Origin of the sequence: Pseudoalteromonas sp. S8-8, from assembly GCF_000497875.1 — a bacterium.
Classification (GTDB): domain Bacteria; phylum Pseudomonadota; class Gammaproteobacteria; order Enterobacterales; family Alteromonadaceae; genus Pseudoalteromonas; species Pseudoalteromonas arctica.
In genome coordinates this window covers 133,419-155,431 of sequence record NZ_AUTR01000039.1, presented here as the reverse complement: position 1 = coordinate 155,431, position 22,013 = coordinate 133,419, and the positions used below count along the sequence as shown (strand labels likewise).

The 22,013-nt window shown below is 40.5% G+C and carries 15 protein-coding genes; 8 read left to right on the top strand and 7 right to left on the bottom strand.

Features of this window, described 5'->3' with window-relative positions:
• The first annotated feature begins 45 nt into the window (after positions 1-45).
• The 3 genes from L659_RS0113505 to L659_RS0113495 all read left to right on the top strand — a co-directional run bounded on the left by L659_RS0113505 (position 46) and on the right by L659_RS0113495 (position 6,145).
• Positions 46-3,012 (top strand): TonB-dependent receptor, encoded by a 2,967-nt coding sequence (locus L659_RS0113505; protein ID WP_024590886.1) that lies wholly within the window; start codon positions 46-48, stop codon positions 3,010-3,012.
• 102 nt (positions 3,013-3,114) lie between these two features.
• Positions 3,115-4,665: a tryptophan halogenase family protein gene (locus L659_RS0113500; RefSeq protein ID WP_024590885.1), complete on the top strand. Its 1,551-nt coding sequence runs from the start codon at positions 3,115-3,117 to the stop codon at positions 4,663-4,665.
• Entirely contained in the window at positions 4,658-6,145 is a 1,488-nt protein-coding gene (locus L659_RS0113495; protein ID WP_024590884.1) for a tryptophan halogenase family protein, read from the top strand. Before L659_RS0113500 ends, L659_RS0113495 begins: the two co-directional genes overlap by 8 nt.
• Positions 6,146-6,485: 340 nt before the next feature.
• On the opposite strand, the gene L659_RS0113490 is transcribed toward L659_RS0113495, so the two are convergent.
• Positions 6,486-9,062 (bottom strand): glycoside hydrolase family 3 protein, encoded by a 2,577-nt coding sequence (locus tag L659_RS0113490; RefSeq protein ID WP_024590883.1) that lies wholly within the window; start codon positions 9,060-9,062, stop codon positions 6,486-6,488.
• 180 nt (positions 9,063-9,242) lie between these two features.
• Here L659_RS0113490 and L659_RS0113485 point away from each other — a divergent pair, with 180 nt between their 5' ends.
• The 3 genes from L659_RS0113485 (at position 9,243) to L659_RS0113475 (ending at position 13,207) form a co-directional block, all read left to right on the top strand.
• Positions 9,243-10,571, top strand: coding sequence for a GH1 family beta-glucosidase (locus L659_RS0113485; protein WP_024590882.1), 1,329 nt, complete (start codon positions 9,243-9,245; stop codon positions 10,569-10,571).
• 32 nt (positions 10,572-10,603) lie between these two features.
• Positions 10,604-12,130 carry an MFS transporter gene (locus tag L659_RS0113480; RefSeq protein WP_024590881.1) on the top strand — a complete coding sequence of 509 codons (1,527 nt, stop codon included), beginning with the start codon at positions 10,604-10,606 and terminating at the stop codon, positions 12,128-12,130.
• Positions 12,131-12,205: 75 nt separating this feature from the next.
• Entirely contained in the window at positions 12,206-13,207 is a 1,002-nt protein-coding gene (locus L659_RS0113475; protein WP_010553502.1) for a LacI family DNA-binding transcriptional regulator, read from the top strand.
• Positions 13,208-13,226: 19 nt separating this feature from the next.
• On the opposite strand, the gene L659_RS0113470 is transcribed toward L659_RS0113475, so the two are convergent.
• Complete coding sequence (locus L659_RS0113470; RefSeq protein WP_024590880.1) at positions 13,227-14,171, bottom strand: LysR family transcriptional regulator; 945 nt, start codon at positions 14,169-14,171, stop codon at positions 13,227-13,229.
• Between the two features lie 151 nt (positions 14,172-14,322).
• Here L659_RS0113470 and L659_RS0113465 point away from each other — a divergent pair, with 151 nt between their 5' ends.
• Together L659_RS0113465 and L659_RS0113460 are read left to right on the top strand one after the other, a co-directional pair.
• Positions 14,323-15,270 carry a sodium-dependent bicarbonate transport family permease gene (locus L659_RS0113465; protein WP_024590879.1) on the top strand — a complete coding sequence of 316 codons (948 nt, stop codon included), beginning with the start codon at positions 14,323-14,325 and terminating at the stop codon, positions 15,268-15,270.
• A gap of 565 nt (positions 15,271-15,835) precedes the next feature.
• Positions 15,836-17,005 carry an MFS transporter gene (locus tag L659_RS0113460; RefSeq protein WP_024590878.1) on the top strand — a complete coding sequence of 390 codons (1,170 nt, stop codon included), beginning with the start codon at positions 15,836-15,838 and terminating at the stop codon, positions 17,003-17,005.
• A 111-nt stretch (positions 17,006-17,116) separates the two neighbouring features.
• Here L659_RS0113460 and L659_RS0113455 read toward each other — a convergent pair whose 3' ends face one another.
• The 5 genes from L659_RS0113455 to L659_RS0113430 form a co-directional block, all read right to left on the bottom strand.
• The gene (locus L659_RS0113455) at positions 17,117-17,632 is read right to left on the bottom strand and encodes a M23 family metallopeptidase (RefSeq protein ID WP_024590877.1); all 516 of its coding nucleotides are present in this window, start codon (positions 17,630-17,632) and stop codon (positions 17,117-17,119) included.
• 89 nt (positions 17,633-17,721) lie between these two features.
• Positions 17,722-17,988, bottom strand: coding sequence for a YrhK family protein (locus L659_RS0113450; RefSeq protein WP_024590876.1), 267 nt, complete (start codon positions 17,986-17,988; stop codon positions 17,722-17,724).
• A gap of 152 nt (positions 17,989-18,140) precedes the next feature.
• The gene (locus L659_RS0113445) at positions 18,141-19,481 is read right to left on the bottom strand and encodes an SPFH domain-containing protein (protein WP_010553499.1); all 1,341 of its coding nucleotides are present in this window, start codon (positions 19,479-19,481) and stop codon (positions 18,141-18,143) included.
• Positions 19,474-19,812: a hypothetical protein gene (locus tag L659_RS0113440; protein ID WP_008137861.1), complete on the bottom strand. Its 339-nt coding sequence runs from the start codon at positions 19,810-19,812 to the stop codon at positions 19,474-19,476. Before L659_RS0113440 ends, L659_RS0113445 begins: the two co-directional genes overlap by 8 nt.
• Before the next feature lie 235 nt (positions 19,813-20,047).
• Complete coding sequence (locus L659_RS0113430) at positions 20,048-21,541, bottom strand: hypothetical protein (RefSeq protein WP_024590875.1); 1,494 nt, start codon at positions 21,539-21,541, stop codon at positions 20,048-20,050.
• Between the last annotated feature and the right edge of the window lie 472 nt (positions 21,542-22,013).

Below are 22,013 nucleotides of genomic sequence, written 5' to 3'. Positions count from 1 at the left end.
CCATACAGCTGTTAATAATAATGATAAAAGTGCGAGGGAAACCGAATGTCCAACCATATTGTAAGAAAAACAAAGATAGCGACCAGCCTATCTCTGATTTTAGGCGCATCAATCTCTTTACCTGTATATGCACAAGAAGCAAATACAGACGTTGAAGTAATCCAAGTTACTGGTTTTAAAAGCAGTATTAAAGAATCGACTCGTTTAAAACGCGACGCCGCCGGTGTTGTAGATGCAATATCAGCTGAAGATATTGGTAAATTCCCAGATACCAACTTAGCCGAGTCGCTACAGCGTATTACGGGTGTGTCGATTGATCGCTCAAATGGTGAAGGCTCTAAAGTAACGGTTCGTGGTTTTGGTCCCGACTACAATATGGTAACCCTAAACGGGCGTACAATGCCGGCGGCATCTTTGCCTGCAGGCGGTGGTACACCCAGCTCTCGTGCATTTGATTTTGCAAACTTAGCGTCTGATAGCGTTAAATCGGTTGAAGTATATAAAACGGGTAAAGCAAGCATTGCATCAGGTGGTATTGGCGCAACAATTAATATTAATACCGCTCGCCCACTCGACAACCCAGGCTTTGTTTCAAGCATTGGCGTAAAAGCATTACACGACTCAACAAACCGCGTTGGTGATGACATAACACCTGAGCTTTCGGGCTTAATTAGCTGGACCGACAGTGAAGCTAAATTTGGTGCCTCGTTAACTGCAAGCATGCAACAACGCGATAGCTCATCAACAGGTGCGTTTGTAAATCAATGGAATACATCAGCTTTTGACGGCATAATCCCACAAGCAGCAGACGATATTGTTTTAACTAATGCACCCGCCGTTGGCCAGCTTTATTCAATGCCATCAGATTTACGCTACACCATTGCCGACAGAGAACGTACTCGTACAAACGCGCAATTAACGCTGCAATACAGCCCTATTGACGATTTAACAGCCACGCTTGATTACACATATTCTAAGCAAGATTTATTCGAAGCCCGTGCTGAGCAATCAATTTGGATGGATAACTACAAAAGCGCGCTAACATTTGACGACAACACGGTAAAAACTCCTATTTATTACCGAGAAGAACGTCGCGATCAGCAAACACGCGATTTAGGTTTAGCGTTTCAAGAGCTAAACCAAGTTAACCAAAACGACTCTATTGGTTTAAACGTTGAGTACTATTTCAACTCAGAATTAAGCTTTATGTTTGATGCGCACAATTCAAAAGCCACTAGCAAACCAGATGCTCCTTACGGCAGCTGGGTAAACGCAGGCTTGGGCGCAAACGTAGTTAACGCACAAGAAGTTGATTTTAGCCGCGAGCTTCCATCAATGAGTATCGATTTTGATGATTGCCGCCGAGACAACCTAAATTGTAATAACACGTTAGATGCCTCTGATGTGGGTACGTCTATTTTAGATTCTAACTTTGCTCGCCAAGAGTCTGAAATTACAGAGTTTAGAATCCATGGTAAATACGAAATTGAAAACGGCGCAATTGACTTTGGTATAGAGTCTCGCTCTATGGAAAGCCATTCACTGCAATCACTTACACGTAATACAATGGGTAACTGGGGTATAGAAAACCCAGGCGAACTACCTGATGGCTACCTAAACCCAACAAACTTTTTAGCTGAGTTTGACGACTATGATACATCAGGCTCGTTCAACCAAGGTTATACCGGTAGTGCATCGCAAATTGGTTACTGGGCAGGTGATGAATACGGCTTTAACTTTGCAGCCGATGGCGCATTTGCAACAAACCGCACCATTGAAGAAGACATTACCGCAGCGTTTGTGCAATTTACTTACAACGGTTACATTGGCGATATGCCATACAACATTGTAATTGGCGCGCGCCAAGAGTCTACCGACATTACCTCAACGGCTAATATCGACTTACCTAACGCAGTAGCGTGGGAAGGTAATAACGACTTTAACGTTCGTTTTGGCTCAGCTAAAGAAGATTTCACGCTTAAATCTAGCTACGATCACTTTTTACCAAGCTTTGACTTTGACATAGAAGTAATCGAAAACGTAAAAGCGCGTTTTTCTTATAGCACAACAATTGCTCGCCCAACTTACGACAACTTAAGTTCAGCAGCGACTGTTGGTGTACCGGGCGCCCCTACTCTTTTAGCGGGTTCTTCACCAGCTACAGCGTCAACAGGTAACCCTGGTTTAGTGCCGCTTGAATCAGATAATATTGATGTATCGGCTGAGTGGTACTTTGCAGAAACAAGTTATGTGTCGGTAGGTTATTACACTAAAGACATCGAAAACTTTATTGGTTTAACCCCCATGACGCAAAACTACTACGGATTACGCGATGCAACAGCGGGTCCTCGTGCTCAAGCTGCCATTGCTGAGCTAGAATCTCGCGGACTTGCCCTAACCGATTCAAACTTATTTCAAATGGTTGCCGCAACAGAAAATGGCGTTGATTTTGACTCTATGACCTACGAAGAGTTTGAAGCCGCTTACGATGTAATTGCTAACAGCGACGACCCATTACTAGAATTTACAGCGCAAGTACCTACCAACAATAAAAATGCCACTATTGATGGTTTTGAAATTGCCTTTCAGCACTTTTTTGGTGAAAGCGGTTTTGGTGTGCAAGCAAACTACACCACAGTTAATGGCGACATAGACTTTGATGTAAACGCTGACCCTACTACTACACAATTTGCACTAGTGGGTTTAAGCGATACAGCCAACTTTATTGCAATGTACGAAAACGATGATTTTCAAGCACGTATTGCTTACAACTGGCGTGATAAGTTTTTAAATAGCGCAGCTCGATACGTAAACGAGCCTGGCTTTACTGAAGAATATTATCAAATCGACTTTAATGTTGCGTACAACTACAGCGAACAACTATCGTTTTTTGTTGAAGGCCTTAACATTACTGAACAAAACAGCCGCGAACATGGCCGTACGTCAGTACAATTGTGGAACCTACAACAGCTAGGTGCACGTTACAATATTGGTATGCGTTACAACTTCTAAAGGTAATACAAAGTAAAGCCGTTAGTTTTTACTAGCGGCTTTTTTGTATTTAAAACAGTATTAATGCTAGTTTAATTGTTATCAACTTTAGGGTGTTAACTCATGACCAAACCAATAACAAAAATAGTCGTTTTAGGTGGTGGCACTGCCGGCTGGCTAAGCGCAGGCTTATTAGCTGCCGAACACCCACACCTAAGTGTAACGTTAGTGGAGTCGGAAAATGTGCCAATATTGGGTGTGGGCGAAGGCACATGGCCGTCAATGCGTAACACGCTACAGCGCATTGGCATTAAAGAAAGTGATTTTATAACCCAGTGCGACGCGTCATTTAAGCAAGGTTCTAAATTTATAAATTGGCGCAACCTCAGCGAGGGAGAAAACTACTACCACCCTTTTATGAATCCACAAGGCTACGAGCACACTAATTTACACGCCAGTTGGCAACGCATTGCACCTAACCAAAAGTTTGCCGACGTTGTTAATATGCAAAGCTTTGTATGCCAAGCAGCACTTGCACCAAAACAATTACACACACCCGAATATGCAGCGGTCACCAACTATGGCTATCATTTAGATGCGGGTAAATTTGCTGAACTTTTAAAAAATCACTGCGTTAAAAACCTAAACGTTACACATATTATTGACGATGTAACCGAGGTTATTAACGACGAACATGGCTATATTGCTTCATTAAAAACAAATAATAATGGCGATATAACAGGTGATTTATTTATAGATTGCTCAGGCTCTCGTGCTCGTTTAATTGGTGAGCATTTTAATAGTGAGTTTATAGCGCAAGATCATATTTTATTTAATAACAGCGCTGTTGCGGCGCAAATACCTAATGCACACATCAATCAACCAGTTGCCTCTGCTACGTTATCTACAGCGCAAAGTAACGGTTGGATTTGGGATATAGCCCTGCCAACGCGCCGTGGTACAGGTTATGTATTTAGTAGTAAATATCAAAGTGATGAAAGCGCAACAAATACACTAAAAAGCTACATAGCCAAAAGAACCAGTGAGCAACAAGCTGAGCAACTTAACTACCGCGTATTAAAATTCAGCCCTGGTTACAGGCAACAATTTTGGATTAAAAACTGTGTTGCTGTGGGTATGTCAGCTGGCTTTTTAGAGCCACTTGAAGCGTCAGCTCTTGCTATGGTTGAGCTTTCAATTAGCATGATAAGCGAGCAACTACCGCAAAACCGCACCCACATGAGCCAGCTTGAAACGCGTTTTAATGACCGTTTTAGCACTCGTTGGCAGCGCGTTATTGAGTTTTTAAAACTTCATTATGTGTTAAGCGAGCGCGACGACACTCCTTATTGGCAAGATATTAGTAATTTAAATACCGCACCCGAGCGCCTGCAAAACTTACTTAAACTTTGGCAATTTCAGCCCCCTAGCCGCTTTGATTTTATTGAAAACGAAGAAGTGTTTTCATCAAGCAGTTATCAATACGTTTTATATGGCATGGGCTTTAATACACAAACAGCATCTGCACAAAATACATTTAACGACCCACGTGCTGGGGATTACTATTATCAGCAAAATCGCGAAAAAATAGCGCAGTGTTTAAATGGACTGCCAAGTAATCGCGCGCTTTTAAATCACCTTTTATCAAATAATGGGCAGCCAAATAATGACTAAAACAAACGCTGTTAAAAACGTAGTAATTGCTGGAGGCGGCACTGCAGGTTGGATGGCCGCAGCGGCACTTGCTAAACTAGTTGGTAACAATATAAACATAACCCTTGTTGAATCTGACGATATTGGCACTGTAGGTGTTGGCGAAGCAACAATTCCGCCTATTCGTACATTTCATAAATTGCTGGGTATAAATGAGCAAGCATTTATGAAAGCCACTCAAGCCAGTTTTAAATTAGGTATTAGCTTTGAAAACTGGGGCGATGAAAACACGCATTATATTCACTCATTTGGCGCAACGGGCAAAGAATGTTGGGCGGGTGAATTTCATCACTTTTGGTTGCAAGGTAAAGCACTTGGAATAAACAACCCATTTGGCGATTACTGCTACGAGCTGCAAGCTGCTAAAAGCGGTAAATTTGCGTTTAATCAGCAAAACCCCATTAACTATGCTTACCATATGGATGCCACACGTTACGCGCAGTTTTTACGTGAATTTTCAGAGCCATTAGGCGTAAAGCGCATTGAAGGTAAAATACAAAAAGTAATAAAAAACCCTAAAACGGGCCATATAGAATCACTTACTTTAAATAATGGCGAGCACATTAACGGCGACTTTTTTATTGATTGCACCGGCTTTAGAGGCTTATTAATAGAGCAAGCATTGCATACTGGCTACGAAGACTGGTCGCATTTACTACCGTGTAACAGCGCCATTGCGGTGCAAACAAAATCAACCAGCGAGACCGTATTGCCACTTACCCGCTCTATTGCCCATAAAAGCGGCTGGCAATGGCGTATACCGCTGCAAAACCGTGTAGGCAACGGATTAGTTTATTGCAGCCAATATATGGATGACGAACAAGCCAAAGCGCTATTATTAAATAACATTGAGGGCGAGCCGCTTACAGAGCCCCGTATTATTAAATTTAAAACAGGGCGCCGCTTAAAAGGCTGGAACAAAAACTGCCTAGCACTTGGCCTTGCCAGCGGTTTTGTAGAGCCACTTGAGTCCACCAGCATTCACTTAATTATGTCGGGTATTATTCGCTTTATGCGTTTATTTCCGTTTAATGGCATTACCAATCACGCAATTGACGAATACAACAAACAGCTTAAAAGCGAAATTGAAAATATTCGCGACTTTATTGTGCTGCACTACAAAGTAACTAATCGCGATGACAGCGAGTTTTGGCAACACTGTAGCGCCATGGAAGTGCCAAAAACACTTCAGCATAAAATTGATTTGTTTAAACAAACCGGCCGTGTATTTTTAGACGATGGCGACATTTTTAGAGTCGACTCGTGGGTCCAAGTTATGCTTGGTCAAGGCATTGAGCCTAATCAACATCACTTAATAGCCAGCATGATGAGCGGCGAAGAACTCACCCGTTTTTTACACGGTATTAAGCAACAAATAGAGCAACGCGTCAGCCAATTACCGCCTCACCATGAGTTTTTAAAGCAGTATTGCCAAGCATAAATATTTTTTATAAAAAAAGCCCTTACTAGGGCGTGTTGTTCTTTGGTGGTTGAATTTGCAGCAGCATATTTGGTTTTTAGGCAAGGCAAAGCCTATGTAGTGTGGTTATTCCCCATAAATAGGCGATAACGTAGCATAAATGCCAAACATGCGCTGCCCGTAGGGTTCTGCCTAGAGGCAATTTACTCTTTGTTGCTCGGTTTTTACTTAGCCCACTAGGTTACAAACCTCGCGCCGCGATTAAATTGCCCCTAGATTGAACAAATTTCAATCCACAAAGATCAACACGCCCTTAGGGCTTTGAGACAACACACAATAAACTTAACTTATCAACACTCTACTACTCACACTTTATTTTTGCTGTTTTAGCGCTTTGTGGTTCAAAGCTAATATCTGCAACTGAAACGCTAAGTTCTCCTGCTGTTTTAATAATAAAAGGGCTGGTTACTCTGGCAAAATCAACGCCCTTTTTAGCAAAACACGTTAAATCTATACTCATGGTTTGCCATGTATTTAAATCAGCATTTTTAAGCTCATTGGTAATATCAAGCTCGCCACCACAACCTTGTTCGCATTTCATTGCAAGGTATGTCTGTGAGCTAGGTATTTGGTTTACTTTATAGCTAAAGCTAAGGGCTGAATTTGCTTCAATGTAGGCCACTTTGTCTTCGGTAAAGTTACTATTGATTTCAATGTAGCTGGCTGCAGTACCATCAAAATTAAATTGCATCGCATCTTCTTGAATCGCTTTGTCTTCAGTGCGATAAGTAATGCCGCCGAGCTTTACACTGTTACTTGCTACTTGGTGCTGCTCGCTGTTTGAGTTTAAAAACAAACGCCACGGTGTTTTAAAGCTGCCATTAAATATAGATAGCGGCGCAAGGTTACTAATATCAACACCTGAGTCTTCATTTAGATTATTGCCAAGCGTACTTTCGTCTTTATACGTTAAGCCAAAGCCGTAGGGTAATAGTGGTGAGTAATCAGCATCACCCTTATTTACTGCGGTTTGTAGTGGCGATTTAGGCCACGAGAACGACAACTTACCTTTAAAGTCATACTGTACTTGCCCATTTTCATCCGATAATAAAACATCAGCAATGCCTTGCCCTTCAGTGCCAGGAAGCCATGCTGCTACAAATGCATCTGACGCGTTTAGCTCGCTGTTAACCCACATTGGTCTGCCCGATATAAACACCGATACCACCGCAATACCTTGCTGCTTTAATGTTTTTAATATTTTAAGAGAGCGTTTATTGTTACGTTCAAACTCAAGGTTGTCTTTATCACCATGCCCCTCTGCGTATGGTTCTTCACCAAATACAACAATGGCTACATCGGGTTTGGTATTAAACTCACCCGCTGGGCTTAAAATAGCGTTACCGCCAGCAGCCTCTATTTGCGCTTTCAAGCCCGCATAAATAGACGTTGCTCCGGGAAAATCTGCATTTTGATTATTAGTTCCCTGCCACGTAAGACTCCAACCGCCCGATTGCTTGCCTATGTTATCGGCCGCATCGCCTGCTATAAGTATGTTGCTTGATGGGTTAAGCGGTAATAAATGATTGTTGTTTTTAAGCAGTACTAACGACTCTTGTACGGCTTGGCGGGCAATATCGCGATGTGCTGGCGCACCTATTAGTTCTAATTTACCTGAATATTTTCGATTTGCGGGGCTTGGTTTATCAAATAAACCCGCACGTAATTTAACGCGTAAAATACGTGCCACGGCGTCATCTATTCTCGCCATTGTTATTGTGCCCGCTTTTACTTGTTTAATTGTATTTTCATAAAGTGGTTTCCAAGCACCCGTTGGTACCATAAAAATATCAAGCCCGGCATTAACAGCTTGCGGGCAGCTTTCATTTGTACAGCCGGCAACTTGTCCGTGCCCGTTCCAATCTCCTACAACAAAGCCATCAAAACCCATTTTTGTTTTTAACACATCGGTAAGTAAGTATTTATTGCCGTGATTTTTTTTACCATTCCAGCTATTAAACGATGCCATAACCGACTGACTACCTGCTGTTAAGCCACCTATATAACCTTGCGCATGAATGTTATATAACACCTCTTCGCTATCAATATTATCGCCTTGATCGTCACCATCTACTGTCCCGCCATCGCCTAAAAAGTGCTTAACGGTACTAATTACGCGTTTATCACTTAAAAAGTCCTCATCGGCTCTGCCTTGCAATCCGTTTACAATTGCGGCTGAATACTCACGTACAATTGCAGGGTCTTCTGAGTAGCCTTCGTACGTTCTGCCCCATCGGTCATCGCGCACAACCGCAACAGTCGGTGCAAATACCCAATCTATCCCTGTTGCCATTACTTCTATTGCAGTAGCTGCTGCAATTCGCTCAATTAATGCGGGGTTATTAGCAGCACCTAAACCAATATTGTGAGGGAATAACGTCGCCCCAATCACATTATTATGGCCATGTACTGCATCGGTGCCCCACATGGTCGGAATTTTACTGCCATCAATTGAGTCATCAACTGATGCCTGATACATGCTTTCAGCAAGCGTTATCCAATCTGCAGGCGTTGCATGCTTATTAGCATTCGGGAACGAGCCACCGCCATTTAAATACGAACCAAAACCATATTTGCGCATGTCTGCAGCAGTTATATCGCGAATTTCAGGTTGGATCATCTGCGCTACTTTTTGCTCAAGCGTCATTGTTTTTAAATACTGTGCAATCGTATTTTCAATTTCAGGCGTTTTCACTACCTTACTTTTAAGCGTTGGCCAAAGTGATAAATCACCTTGCTCATGCTCAGCCTTTTTGGCTAAGGCGCCTTGGCTATTATTAGCGGTAACCTCTTGTTTATTACACGCACTTAAAACGCATAATCCTCCTATTAAGATAGGGAGCATGCGTAACCTGTTAATGTTTAAGATTTTTTTCATTTTTATAGCCCTGTGTTGTGTCAGTGTGTTTTTGTGAAACGCCTATTTGTTATTTAAATTTAACTATTGACCTGCTTAACAATAGCCACTAACCTAAATATGGAAGCGCTTCCATCAATGCAATTTATAAACTATAAATAAAAGCAAAATTTACTACAAAGAAGCAGAGGTTTTCTCTTAATGAAACAATTATCTTTACCTAGTGGCTCACCACTTTTAGCCAAAAATTTTACTTATGGTGTAGCTACGGCCTCATTTCAAATTGAAGGCGGCGCAGCTGATCGCTTGCCATGTATTTGGGATACCTTTTGCAGTAAAGAAGGCAAAATAGTCGATAATTCAAATGGCGATGTAGCCTGCGAGCACTACACTCGCTGGAAAGACGATATAAACTTAATTGAATCATTAGGTGTAGACGCTTACAGACTTTCTATTTCGTGGCCACGCGTAATGACTAAAAGCGGTCACTTAAACCCGACAGGCGTTAAGTTTTATACCGACATTTTAGATGAATTAAAACGCCGTAACATTAAAGCTTTTGTAACGCTATACCACTGGGATTTACCACAACACATTGAAGACGAAGGTGGCTGGCTAAACCGTAACACCGCTTACGAATTTGCCCATTACGCAGATTTAATTACCAAAGCATTTGGGGGACGTGTGCACTCTTACGCCACCTTAAACGAACCGTTTTGTAGCTCTTACTTAGGTTACGAAATTGGCGTACATGCGCCTGGCATTGTAGGTCGTGAATTTGGTCGTAAAGCCGCGCACCACTTATTACTAGGTCACGGTTTAGCTATGCAAGTACTTGCTAAAAATAGCCCAAATACGCTAAACGGTATTGTACTTAACTTTACGCCTTGTTACTCCGTTACCCAAAGTGAAGATGATTTAAAAGCCACTGCATTTGCTGATGACTATATAAACCAATGGTACATGCAGCCTGTAATGCAAGGTAAATACCCTGATATTATTAAGCAATTACCTAAAGCCCACCGCCCTGATATTTTAGATGGCGATATGGAAATAATTGCTCAACCGCTAGATTACCTAGGGGTTAACTTTTATACCCGCATGCATTATCAAGCAAGCGAAACCGACTTTTACCATGAGCTGCCACATAAAGCGCCAATGACCGATATTGGCTGGGAAATTTACCCTAAAGCGCTTACAGAATTACTTGTATCGTTAAACGAAAAATACACCCTACCACCTATTTATATTACCGAAAACGGTGCAGCCATGGCTGACGAATTTAAAGACGGTGAAGTAAAAGATATCGACCGTATTGAATATTACCACGAACATTTAAATGCCCTGCATAACGCAGCAGAGCAAGGCGTTAAAGTAGATGGTTACTTTGCGTGGAGCCTAATGGATAACTTTGAATGGGCTGAAGGATATTTAAAACGTTTTGGAATAGTACACGTAGACTACAACACACAAAAACGAACTGTTAAAGCCAGCGGTAAAGCGTACAGTAAACTAATAACAAGCCGATAATTTATCGGCTTATAACAATAAGAACACACACTGTGAACAAACTCCCTTTATACGAAAAAGTCGGTTACGCCATGGGCGATGCCGGCGCTAACTTAGTATGGCGCGGCGCGCTTGCTTATTTAGCGGTGTTTTACACCGATACATTTGGCATATCGGGAGCCGCCGCTGCCATGTTGTTTTTGGTGGTAAGGCTATCTGATGGCGTAACCGACATTATTATGGGTATGATTGCCGACAGAACGCAGTCGCGCTTTGGTAAATTTCGCCCGTGGATACTCTACTCGGCACCGTTTTTGGGCTTGTTTATGGTGTTGTGTTTTACTACACCCGACTTTAGCACCACCAACAAACTTATTTATGCCTACGTAACTTATATAGGTTTAACGCTTGCTTACACCGTAAGTAACGTGCCCTACTCGGCACTTATGGGCGTAATGACACCAGACGATACAGAGCGCACAAAGCTCTCTGGTTTTAGGTTTGCAGGTGCGTTTACTGGTGGCTTATTGGTTATGGGTTTTTTACCTGAGCTAGTAGCTTTTTTTGGTGGCGGCGACGATGCCAAAGGCTATCAGCTTACTATGTACCTATTTGCCAGCTTACTTATTATTTTAATGATTATAACGTTTGCGACCACCAAAGAGCGTGTAACACCGCACGCCTCAAATGAAGGCAATTTAAAATCAGAGTTGTTTGATTTAACCAAAAACCTGCCATTTATAATCCTACCTTTGCTTGCTACTACCCTGTTTTTTTATTACCGCGATTTATACAGCGGCATATTTTTTGCCCTTGTTATGGCTGCAATGACATTCGTTATTAAAAAATTGCTCAATAAAGATAAGCAAAGCTTAACGGGATCACAGCGCGACATGGTTGATCTTCTGACCAACAAACCTTGGTTGGTATTACTTGGCATTGGTTTTTTAACCATGATGTTTAATGGCATAAAATACGGTGTAATTGCGTACTACTTTAAGTACCACGTAGCCAATGAACTCATGGCTGGGCAATACTTTATAGCCTTATTGGTTGTATCTATATTAGGCGCACTTGCCACAGGTAAACTGGCCGAAATTATGGGTAAACGAAACCTATTTATAGCATCATTAATGCTAAGCGGCATACTCACTACTGCATTTTACTGGGTACCTAGTGATAACCTTATTGCTGTATTTACCTTTGGTTGCGCTGCTGAATTTTTTGCCGCGATGATGCCAACATTATTTTTTAGTATGCTTGGTGATTCAGCCGATTATTCAGAGTGGAAAAACAAACGCCGCGCTACAGGCCTTATTTATTCTGCAGGTACATTTGTACAAAAAACCGGTGGTGGTTTTGCAGGTGCATTAGTATTAGTGGTACTTGCAGGCTACGGCTATAACGGTATGGATGAGCTAACAATTACGCAAGCCCTACCTGGTATGCAGTTACTTATGAGCTGGATACCTGCCGCATTTGCTTTTTTAGGCGCCGCATTGATGCTTATTTATCCACTAACCTCAGCGATGACGCAAAAAATAACAGAAGACTTAGCAATTAGACGCAGTAATGTGTAAATTAACTTTTAATGACCCTTCGCGCTTTATATTTTTATAAAGCGCGAGTAAAAACACATATAAGCTAGGACATCAATGGCGACAATTTATCAAGTATCAGAAATGGCAGGTGTGTCTTTATCAACTGTTTCAAGGGTACTTAACGACAACGATTACGTAAGCAAAAAAACTAAAAAAAAGGTATTAGAAGCAATGAAAGAGCTAGGCTATCAGCCAAGTTCTATTGCACGCTCTTTGGCGTCTAGCACTACAAACAGCGTCGGTATTTTAGTTTCTGAGTTGGATGGTCCGTTTTTTGGTCAAATGATGTCAGCCATTGAAGAGCATCTTCGTATTGCGGGTAAACACGTTATTATTACGCCTGGGCACAGTGACGAGAAAAAAGAAAAAAGCGGCTTTGAGTTTTTAATAGGCCGTAATTGCGACGCTATTATTGCCCACGTAGAAGCGGTATCAAACGAGTACCTAATTGAGTTAAGTAAAGGTAAAACCCCTATTTACCTAATGAGCCGCTACGTTAAAGAAATTGAAGAAAACTGCATTAGCCTCGACAACGTAATGGGCGGCTACTTAGCCACTAAAGCCATGATCAACAAAGGTCATAAAAACATTGCGTACATAGCAGGCCCGCAGTTTAAAGAAGACGCGTCAAATCGTTTAAAAGGTCACAAACAAGCCCTAGCAGAGTACAACCTAACCTTTGACGAAAAGCTATTTTACATAGGCGACTTTAAAGAAACCGGCGGAAGCGACGGCTTAAGGCATTTTATTCAAAATAAAGCGCAAATAACCGCGCTTGTATGCGCCAATGACGAAATGGCATCGGGTGCTATGAAATACGCCCGCGAACACGGTTTTAACCTGCCAAAAGATTTAGCCATTATTGGGTTCGATAACGTAATTTTTACCAATTATCTCTACCCAACACTGACTACAATAGATAACCCAGTTCCCGAAATGGGCCGAGCTGCGGCTAACTTAGTGCTTAAAGACATTTACAAAAAAAGCGGCATAACAGTAAAGCACGTGTTTCAGCCAAAGCTTATTTTAAGAGACTCAACACCCGACATTAATTAACTTTAAACCTAATTTAAACCTAGTTTAAATCTAAGTTATGTAACTCATTACGCACCCACTGCGTACCTAAATATTGCTCTACGTGCTGCTGCGCAAACTTTAAAAAGTTACGTGCAGCATGCGATATGTGCCTATCTGTTCGCATTACAAAATACCAATGACTCGCTAAATGAGTATCGGTTACGTTTAAAATTTTAAAACTTGTATCGTCTGTTGCAAGTACATGGCGTGATAAAACCGCAATGCCCATCCCCGATGCAACCGCGACACGTATTGCTTCATTACTCGCCATTTGTACGCTATCGCTCAGCACTAAGCCTCGGCTTTGCAACTCGCTTTCAAATAACATACGTGTTGCTGAGCCATTTTCTCGTAGTAAAAAGCGATACTGCATTAAATCAGTTAATTTAACGGCTTTTACGTGAGCTAACGGATGATTTAGCGGCACTATAAATTCCAGTGGATTATGCAAAAAGCGCGCAGCTTGTGCGTGTTCAAGCGACGGCGGGTGGCTAAATACATAAATATCGTCCTCCCCTCGCTCAAACCTATCAAGCACCTCTGCCCTGTTACCAATCTCAAGCGGAAGCTCAACATGGGGATGTAAATTACTATAAGGGCCAAGCAGTTTTGGTAAAATATATTGCGCGGTATTAACCATGGCAATTTTACAACGGCCGCGTGCTCCGCCATTAAGCTCGGTTAAAAAATCTTGGTAATCGTCAAAATGCCCAAATACCTGTTGGCATGTTTTAAATAGCTCAAGCCCTGCATCGGTCACGTGTAACTTTTGCTGTTGTATAAGGAGTAATGGCTCGCCTACTGCTTCTTGCAGCCGCTTTATTTGTAGCGATACCGTTGGCTGCGTTAGGTGTAAGCGCCTTGCGGTTTCGCTTATTGAACCCGTTTTAACCACGCTCATAAATACTTCTAGCAACCTAAACGATATATGTCGTAAATCCATACCAACCTCATAATCTTTATCTAATAATAGCTACATAGCAAACGATCCATAGATAAATACCTATATGTAACGCGTATTTATTTTATTATTTACTATACAAAGTTTTATCTACAATAGCGCCACTTAATTTACCACCTAGTAAGGAAAGCCAGTGCCAGATATTGTTGTTATGTTTTTTATTTTAGGATTAGTCGCGGGTATTTTGCGCTCTGATCTTGCCATTCCAAAAGCCACCTACGACACATTAAGCTTATTGCTCATGTTAACCATCGGCTTAAAAGGCGGTATGGTGCTCCATGGGAACTTAAGCTGGCAACTACTGCCCGAAATGGGATCGGTAATGCTACTTGGCGCACTTATACCCCTCATGCTTTACCCTATTTTAAAATACGTGATTAAACTCTCTGTTGCTAATAGCGCCAGTATTGCCGCACATTACGGCTCAGTGAGTGCAGGTACATTTGCTGTTGCACTCGCCTATGCCGAGTCAGCTAAGTTGGTAGTAGGCGCAGAAGTCACCTTGTATTTAGTAATGCTAGAACTTCCTGCAATCATTGTTGGTTTATTGCTTTACCGAAAGCTTGATAAAGAAAACAGCCAAAACAATGAGCTGTCGTTAAAGGCGCTTTGGCACGAAACTCTCACGAACAAAAGTGTGATTTTACTCGTTGGCGGCGTGGTTATCGGTATGATGTACGGCACGGTGCAAGGTAGCCAAGTAACGAGCCTTTTAACAAGTAGCTTTAAAGTTGTACTGGCATTATTTTTACTAGAAATGGGTTTAGTCGCCGCGCAAACTCTTCGTCCTATCCCTTGGAAACATTGGAAACTAGCGGTATTTGCTATTGTCACCCCGCTATTTCTAGGCACGATTGGCACAGCAGTAGGCACACTTTTAAATTTAGAATTAGGCTCGGTAGTTATATTGGGCAGTTTAGTGGCCAGCGCCTCTTACATAGCCGCGCCCGCTGCAATAAAAGCGGCAATACCTAAAGCCGATATTGGTCTTGCTATGCTGAGCTCTCTCGGTGTAACTTTTCCGTTTAATGTGATTGTTGGTATTGGTTTATATCACCACCTTGCACTAGTAATGCAATAAACAAATAAGTGCTAATTTTATCACTTTAAAAACCTGTTAAACCCTATTCTACATAGGGTTTAACATTAGGGCGTGTTGACCTTTCGTGATTGATTTTGCAGCAGACTGTCTGGTATTTAAGCAAGGCAGAGCCTATGTAGTGTGGTTATTCCCCATAAATAGGCGATAACGCAGCATAAATGCCAAACATGCGCTGCCCTTTGGGTTCTTTCTAGGGACGATTAACTCTTTGTTGCTCGGTTTTTACTTAGCCCGCTAGGTTACAAACCTCGCGCCGCGATTAAATCGCCCCTAGATTGAACAAATTTCAATCCACAAAGATCAACACGCCCTAATAAATGCTCACAAATATAAAACAATATCTACATAAAAACACTACAATAAAAAGCATAATAGATCCGATAATTTACCAAAACGATCGTTTTAAAGTTTATTTATATTGTTTAATAAAATATCACTTTACTTATTTTTAATTTGGCTCTAAATTCGCGCAAATTTTTTTATTAAAGTAACCTCTCAAACTTTAAAACAGTGGTTATTTACCTTCAAGAGTCGATAAACACAAATGGCCGAATTAGCCGCCACAAGCACCTCTAATAACCCTTTAGCACCCGTTATCGGGCTGTCATTTTTTGCTATCGCATCCGGCTTTTTAATGAGCCTTATTCCGCTGTCGTTACCCGCATTTAAACTTGATGAAAATCTAGCGCCTTGGCTTGCGAGCATTTTTTACTTTGGCTTACTTATTGGTGCAACCACAATAGAGCGCATTGTGGTAAAAATTGGTCATCGCTTCGCATTTATATTATTTTTAAGTTTATTAATAGTAAGTGTGCTTGCACAACTTGCACTGCCAAATACCGTTAACTGGTTAATTGCTCGGTTTGTAGCGGGCATTGCTGTTGCCGGTGTGTTTGTAGTTGTTGAGTCTTGGTTATTAATGACCAACACAGCAAAGTCGCGTGCTAAACGTTTGGGCTTATACATGACCTCACTTTATGGGGGCAGCGCCGTAGGCCAGCTTGCTATAGGGCCGCTTGGCACCGAAGGTTCAACGCCTTATTTATTTGTAGCCTCGCTATTATTTTTAGCTATTTTAGCGCCTTTATTAATAACCAAAGGTCAGCCCGAAAAACAGCATCTTGAAAAACTACCACTAAAAGAAATAAAAACACTAAGCCACCCTGCAATGCTCGGATGCTTGGCATCAGGCTTATTACTGGGCCCTATTTACGGCTTAATGCCGGTTTATATTTCAGCGCAGACTGATCAAGCTCAGTACACAGGGACACTTATGGCGGTTATTATTTTAGGCGGCATGGTCGTGCAGCCGCTTGTAAGTTACTTATCTATTCGGCTTGAAAAAAGCTTATTGATGGGTATGTTTTGTTTAGTAGGCGCAGCCGGTGCTGTGGGTATATTACAAGCAAACACTTTAGCAGGATTAATAGTGAGCTACTTAATACTAGGCGCGTGCAGCTTTGCACTTTACCCGATTGCTATAACACTTGCGTGCGACTCATTGCCAATGGCAAAAATAGTATCGGCAACTGAGGTAATGCTTTTGAGTTACAGTATTGGTTCGGTATTTGGCCCTATGCTCGCCGCAAATTTATCTGATGCACCCAACGGTATTGTGTTTTATTTAGCAGGCTGTTTAATCACTACCTGTATTTATATGTTTATTAAAAGCATTAAAAATATTCGCGCAGGTAAAACACCTGTTGCAGGCTAACCTCTAGCTTAAATACACGCTTACTTATTAACTAATTCTAGCTGTTAAATACCTTGCTTTAACAGCTAAAGCTATTATTTACACAAAGGTCATTTATAAATAATGAAGTAATTATTTAGCAGTGAGTTTTTTATGTGGGCTCAAAAAAAACATCTTTTTCCACCCTTGGTTTTGCGTTGTAAAAAGCCACGGCATGGGCACTAACGATAAAATAGAATAATGCACATGAGGCTGTTTTCCTGCTGCATTTCCGGTATCGCCCAGTAATCCAATTTGACTGTTTATGCTTACTACATCACCTGTACTTACAGAGTAGTCATTTAAATGTGCAAAGTAATGCACGCGCCATTTAGGCCCAAGCACCGCAACCACTTTACCACCGCGAGTTAACTCACCTGCAAATATAACAACACCGCTTGTTGAGGCAACTACGGGGGTATTTTTTGTGCCAAAAATATCAATTCCTTTGTGCACACCCGACCTACCCCAAGGCTCGTACCAAAACGTATTATGGTTCCAATCTTTACTTGTGGCACCTTGTACCGGAATCATTATTTTTTCGGGAATTAGTAAGCCTATAATTAATAAAGTAGCTATTCCAATTGCAATCCACTTAAGTACTTTCACTTTTCAATCCTTGATATTTAAATAACTTATACTGGTAAATTATTAGCCATAATAACTGAACTCATCATGAGTCGTATTTATGGTTTTATTTATGGAGTTTTATTTGAATGAAATACCCGACTAACATGCACTAAGCTGATCAATTTCAAAACAGGTTTTATAAGTAATTGAGCACTGCCCGCTATAAACAACCATGTGCCACTTTGCACTAATGCATCATTTAAAAAGAAAAAACTGCCAATTAAAAACCACACTGCAATTAAAAAATCGTTAAACGCTCCCAGCGCTTCATATCGACGCTGAATAGTAATATGCTCTTGCCCTAAATCTAAAATAAACTGATTACTGGAGTCCATAAGTACTGCTCACTCTTTTATTTCATAATTTAAAAAGCTTGTTTTCACAAGCTAAACCGCACCATACAATAACAAAATTTACGCAATAAAAAACGCTGGCCGATGCGAATCAGCCAACGTTTTTATTGTTTGTGCAATACTTAACTAATCGTTTATTTTTTATCTTTTTCTAAACGCTTTTTAAGACTTAATGCAGCGTCAGCGGCTAATAAACGCATAAATTCAGAGCCATTACTTTGCTCGCCTTGGCCTGCGCCTATTACAATTTCAGGCACTAAACGGCTATTACCTAAGCTTGTAAATAAAGCAGTTTGAATTTTAACTTCTGCTTTTAGCGTTTCATCAAATACATACTTAGGATCAAGTGCAGCAGACTTAGCTCTTAAACGAGCCTCAGCTAAAACGTCCATACCTAATGCTTCTAAGCGTTGTTGCTTTAAAATCTCTTCTTGCTCTTTTGCAAGCTCCGCTTTTACAGCCACTCGTTGCTGCGCAGAAATAATAGCATTTGCCTTAATTCGTTCAGCATCAATTTGCTCTTTAATTTTAAGCTTTTCAGATTCAGCACGTTGCTTAGCAATTGCTTGTTCACCTAAAGCCACTTCAGTACGTGCTTGTTGCTCAGCTTTTTTAAGGTTTTGACGCGCTAGCGCTTCATCAGCAGCAGCTTGCTTTTGGGCTTCAAGACGAGCATTTACTTTGCTTTCGTAGTCAATATCAATAATGCTGGCATCAACTACTGTAATACCGTAAGCGCCTAAAATAGGTGCGTTACGCAGTGTATTACCCTCATCATCCATTTTAATATTAATAGTGACGCGCTGCTGTTTACTTAAATTACCTAAATCGTCAGATTTATCGCGCTCACCCGTACTAATAATTTGTTCAGTAACAAAAATACCGTTTGTTAATTGATCAGCAAAATCTTGGCTTAATTGACCATTACCACCAGAGTAATGCTGCTCTACCGACATCATACGCGCCGACGCTTTTACATTTTCAGTGGTTGCACGCATTAATAAATTAGATATTAATGTTTCTTGTGAACCAAACTCTTCGTGTATTTTAAGTAAACCACGTAAAGCACCCGATTCAGCTGCTGGTACATTGCCTGGTAATCTAAAACGAGAAACACCTCGTGCGCCACCCGTTGTAGTATCTAAAAATCGAATTGGTATTAGCGGTACAATTGCGCTTGCTGTTGCACCGGCATCGCCCGTAAAGTTAATCGAAATTACTTTTTTATAAGCCGATGTAGTACCAAACGCTTTTAAGTAAGGGCCGGCTTGATTTATTACGGTTAAGTTACCTGTAAAAGCCGATTGATGTACTAAACGCTCATCTGCTTCATTCCACGAAACAACTTGCGATGTAAGCGTTGCAATTACGGCTAATACAACAACAATTGATGAAACAACAATTACATTACGACGACCAAATCGACTCATAAATGAGTCACTTTTAACTGCTGGGACTGCTTTTTCGCTATCCATTTTTATTACTCTCCATGTTTAATTTCTTTTTAACAAAGTAAATAATTTCCTGTTCACTCAAATGTGCGCAAAAGCTACCAGAGCGATGTAACTCAACAAATGTTGCAAGGATTTCTTCTTTACCTTTAGCTGTTTTATCTTGGTTTTCTTGTGTTTGATTTTTTTCTGTTAGTTGAGTGATTAAATCATCCACTATCGTGTCTTTATCAAACAGTACGTTGTATTCTTTGGATTTTCTTACCCGACTTTTATGTACGTTGCTGTAAATTACATAAAGCGCAACGCATAAAATAATAACAAGTAAACTTAACCCTATAATATAAAAAATCATAAGCTCTACTTAAATTAGTTTAAATACTTAATGAGCAATAACAATTGTAAGTATTACTTAACAAATGTTAACCCAGTAATTTTACAGCAAACCCAAGTAAAAAACAGATTAAAAATAGTGTTCATCAGGTATACAGTAAAAACCGCACGTAAAAGTAAGCTTTTCAAACAAAAAAATGCCAGTCAGTTATTTACTGACTGGCATTAAACTAATATTTATTAAAGTGCTTTTTACATTATTCGCATTGCACCCAATCAATACCATTTTCACCGCACTCATGCAGCATTGTTCCATCTTCTTGGCGAGTATCTCTAAACCATTTCCCTTCAATCGTTTTAATAATACGTACGTTGTCTGTGGTTTTATATTTACGCCAAAAGCTAGCATCAATAGATGTTTCGTCATCAAACTTATAAGGCATAGCAGCGAGTACAGTAACTAAATCTTGAGTTTCTAAATCAGCAGCTTTGTCTTTAACATTTACCCAATTAGATAATGTTTGAAAGTCGGCATTTTCCTCTCTAAAGGCAAAGTCAGTTTGGTAAAACGATCCCGACTCAGTATAGCTAATGCTAAAACCTCGCTCGAACGGTGTATCTAAATTAGCACTAACGCATTCATCTGCTGTTGGGAAGTTAACCGATGGGCTTGTATTATCAACGCCATAAAGCACATTGCTTTGCTCAAAACTAACGTTCTCAATGCTAGAGCATCGGTAAGTACGATCGGCGTTAATGTAAATATCGTCTCTAACTGTTAATTTTCCATTTAACGATTCTTCACCCCAAGGCGTATCTGTTGAATCCAATCGAGACAAAATAACGTCAATTTTGTCGAGTTCGTCTGTATTTTGAAGCTTTACTTGCTCATAAATAAGTTCAGCGCCTGCAAAAATAACTTTATCGCGGTACCATGCATTTTCAAATCCATACTCTGCATCTTTTGCTGTGTCCTGGTAAATCACTGCTCTTACTTCTTCTGCATCAGGATACTGAGCATCTAGCTCTTGCTTGAATTTATAGGCCGCTTTTAGTCCCTTAACAATTGCTTGTGCTCTGTCGTAAGCGTCGCTGTCGTTAGTAGCGATAAAATCTGAGTAAATTTGCTCTGTCGACAAATTATAATGCGCAACCAAGTTTTGCATAACATTTGTTATTTCGCTTTGAAGGTTTGCAAGTAGCTCAGTATTTTCTTTAAGTGCATCACAACTTAAATTATTGTTACCACTTTTTTGTAATTGAAGGCTCAACTGTTCCCAAATAACGGTTGTTAAAGGGGATATATTTCGAATATCTTCATCAGTCAAAGCCTCAATTGAGGGTGGAAATGACATTTGATACGCTTGTGTTACCTCTCCTAAATCCTCGTCAATTGCGCCAACCGGTACATCAACATACATAGTTGAATACGGCACACACAGCGCCTGCTCTTCTGTAAAATTAAAACTATAATTACCCGATTCTTCAGAGACTACAGAAGGTTCTGTTTGCTCATCAAAAGTACCATCGCCATCAATATCTAGCCATACTATTGCACCAGATACATAACCATCAATGACCTTTCCAGTAAGAGAGATAGTGTTAACTTCTACGGGGTCTACTTTTATAGGGTCAGGCTTGGCTACAACTGGCTCTACAACGACCACTTTATCATCGCCACCGCCGCCACATCCAACAAGGCCTAGCGTAAACGCTAATGAAATAGCTAACTGACTTTTTTTAAAAAACATACAAATACTTCCTTTTTTGCACTTTAATTATTATTAAAAATCATATTGTTATAAATTATATAAGTTACTTTAATACAAAATAAGTAATACCAATCTGCTTATATATGGGATCTATTTAACGTTAAGAAAGTTACGCTAGAGCTAGGCAAAAATTTTTGTATCTAGTTGTTCTAAATAAAAATTTTTAACGACGTTATAGTGCAATTTAATTCGTTAATTACTCAAAGATTTATGCAGCTTGGTATAAATTTAAACAACAGAAATTTATTGAATTTTTATGGGGGGATGGCAACAAGTTAACATGCCCTGTACCTATATAGTGACACGCCATGTTAAATTTAGCTCTTACATTTGTTAATTAAATATAACTAAGACCAGCTATTGTTGACTAATATGGACTACAGGTACCTAAAATAAAGGGCTTGAGTGATAGGCAGTATTTTGTAAACGAATGTGTATCATACATGGGTTG

Coding starts and splice junctions, on each gene's coding strand:
- L659_RS0113505 (WP_024590886.1), top strand. CDS start 46: ATGTCCAACCATATTGTAAGAAAAACAAAGATAGCGACCAGCCTATCT.
- L659_RS0113500 (WP_024590885.1), top strand. CDS start 3,115: ATGACCAAACCAATAACAAAAATAGTCGTTTTAGGTGGTGGCACTGCC.
- L659_RS0113495 (WP_024590884.1), top strand. CDS start 4,658: ATGACTAAAACAAACGCTGTTAAAAACGTAGTAATTGCTGGAGGCGGC.
- L659_RS0113490 (WP_024590883.1), bottom strand. CDS start 9,062: ATGAAAAAAATCTTAAACATTAACAGGTTACGCATGCTCCCTATCTTA.
- L659_RS0113485 (WP_024590882.1), top strand. CDS start 9,243: ATGAAACAATTATCTTTACCTAGTGGCTCACCACTTTTAGCCAAAAAT.
- L659_RS0113475 (WP_010553502.1), top strand. CDS start 12,206: ATGGCGACAATTTATCAAGTATCAGAAATGGCAGGTGTGTCTTTATCA.
- L659_RS0113470 (WP_024590880.1), bottom strand. CDS start 14,171: ATGGATTTACGACATATATCGTTTAGGTTGCTAGAAGTATTTATGAGC.
- L659_RS0113460 (WP_024590878.1), top strand. CDS start 15,836: ATGGCCGAATTAGCCGCCACAAGCACCTCTAATAACCCTTTAGCACCC.
- L659_RS0113450 (WP_024590876.1), bottom strand. CDS start 17,988: ATGGACTCCAGTAATCAGTTTATTTTAGATTTAGGGCAAGAGCATATT.
- L659_RS0113445 (WP_010553499.1), bottom strand. CDS start 19,481: ATGGATAGCGAAAAAGCAGTCCCAGCAGTTAAAAGTGACTCATTTATG.
- L659_RS0113440 (WP_008137861.1), bottom strand. CDS start 19,812: ATGATTTTTTATATTATAGGGTTAAGTTTACTTGTTATTATTTTATGC.
- L659_RS0113430 (WP_024590875.1), bottom strand. CDS start 21,541: ATGTTTTTTAAAAAAAGTCAGTTAGCTATTTCATTAGCGTTTACGCTA.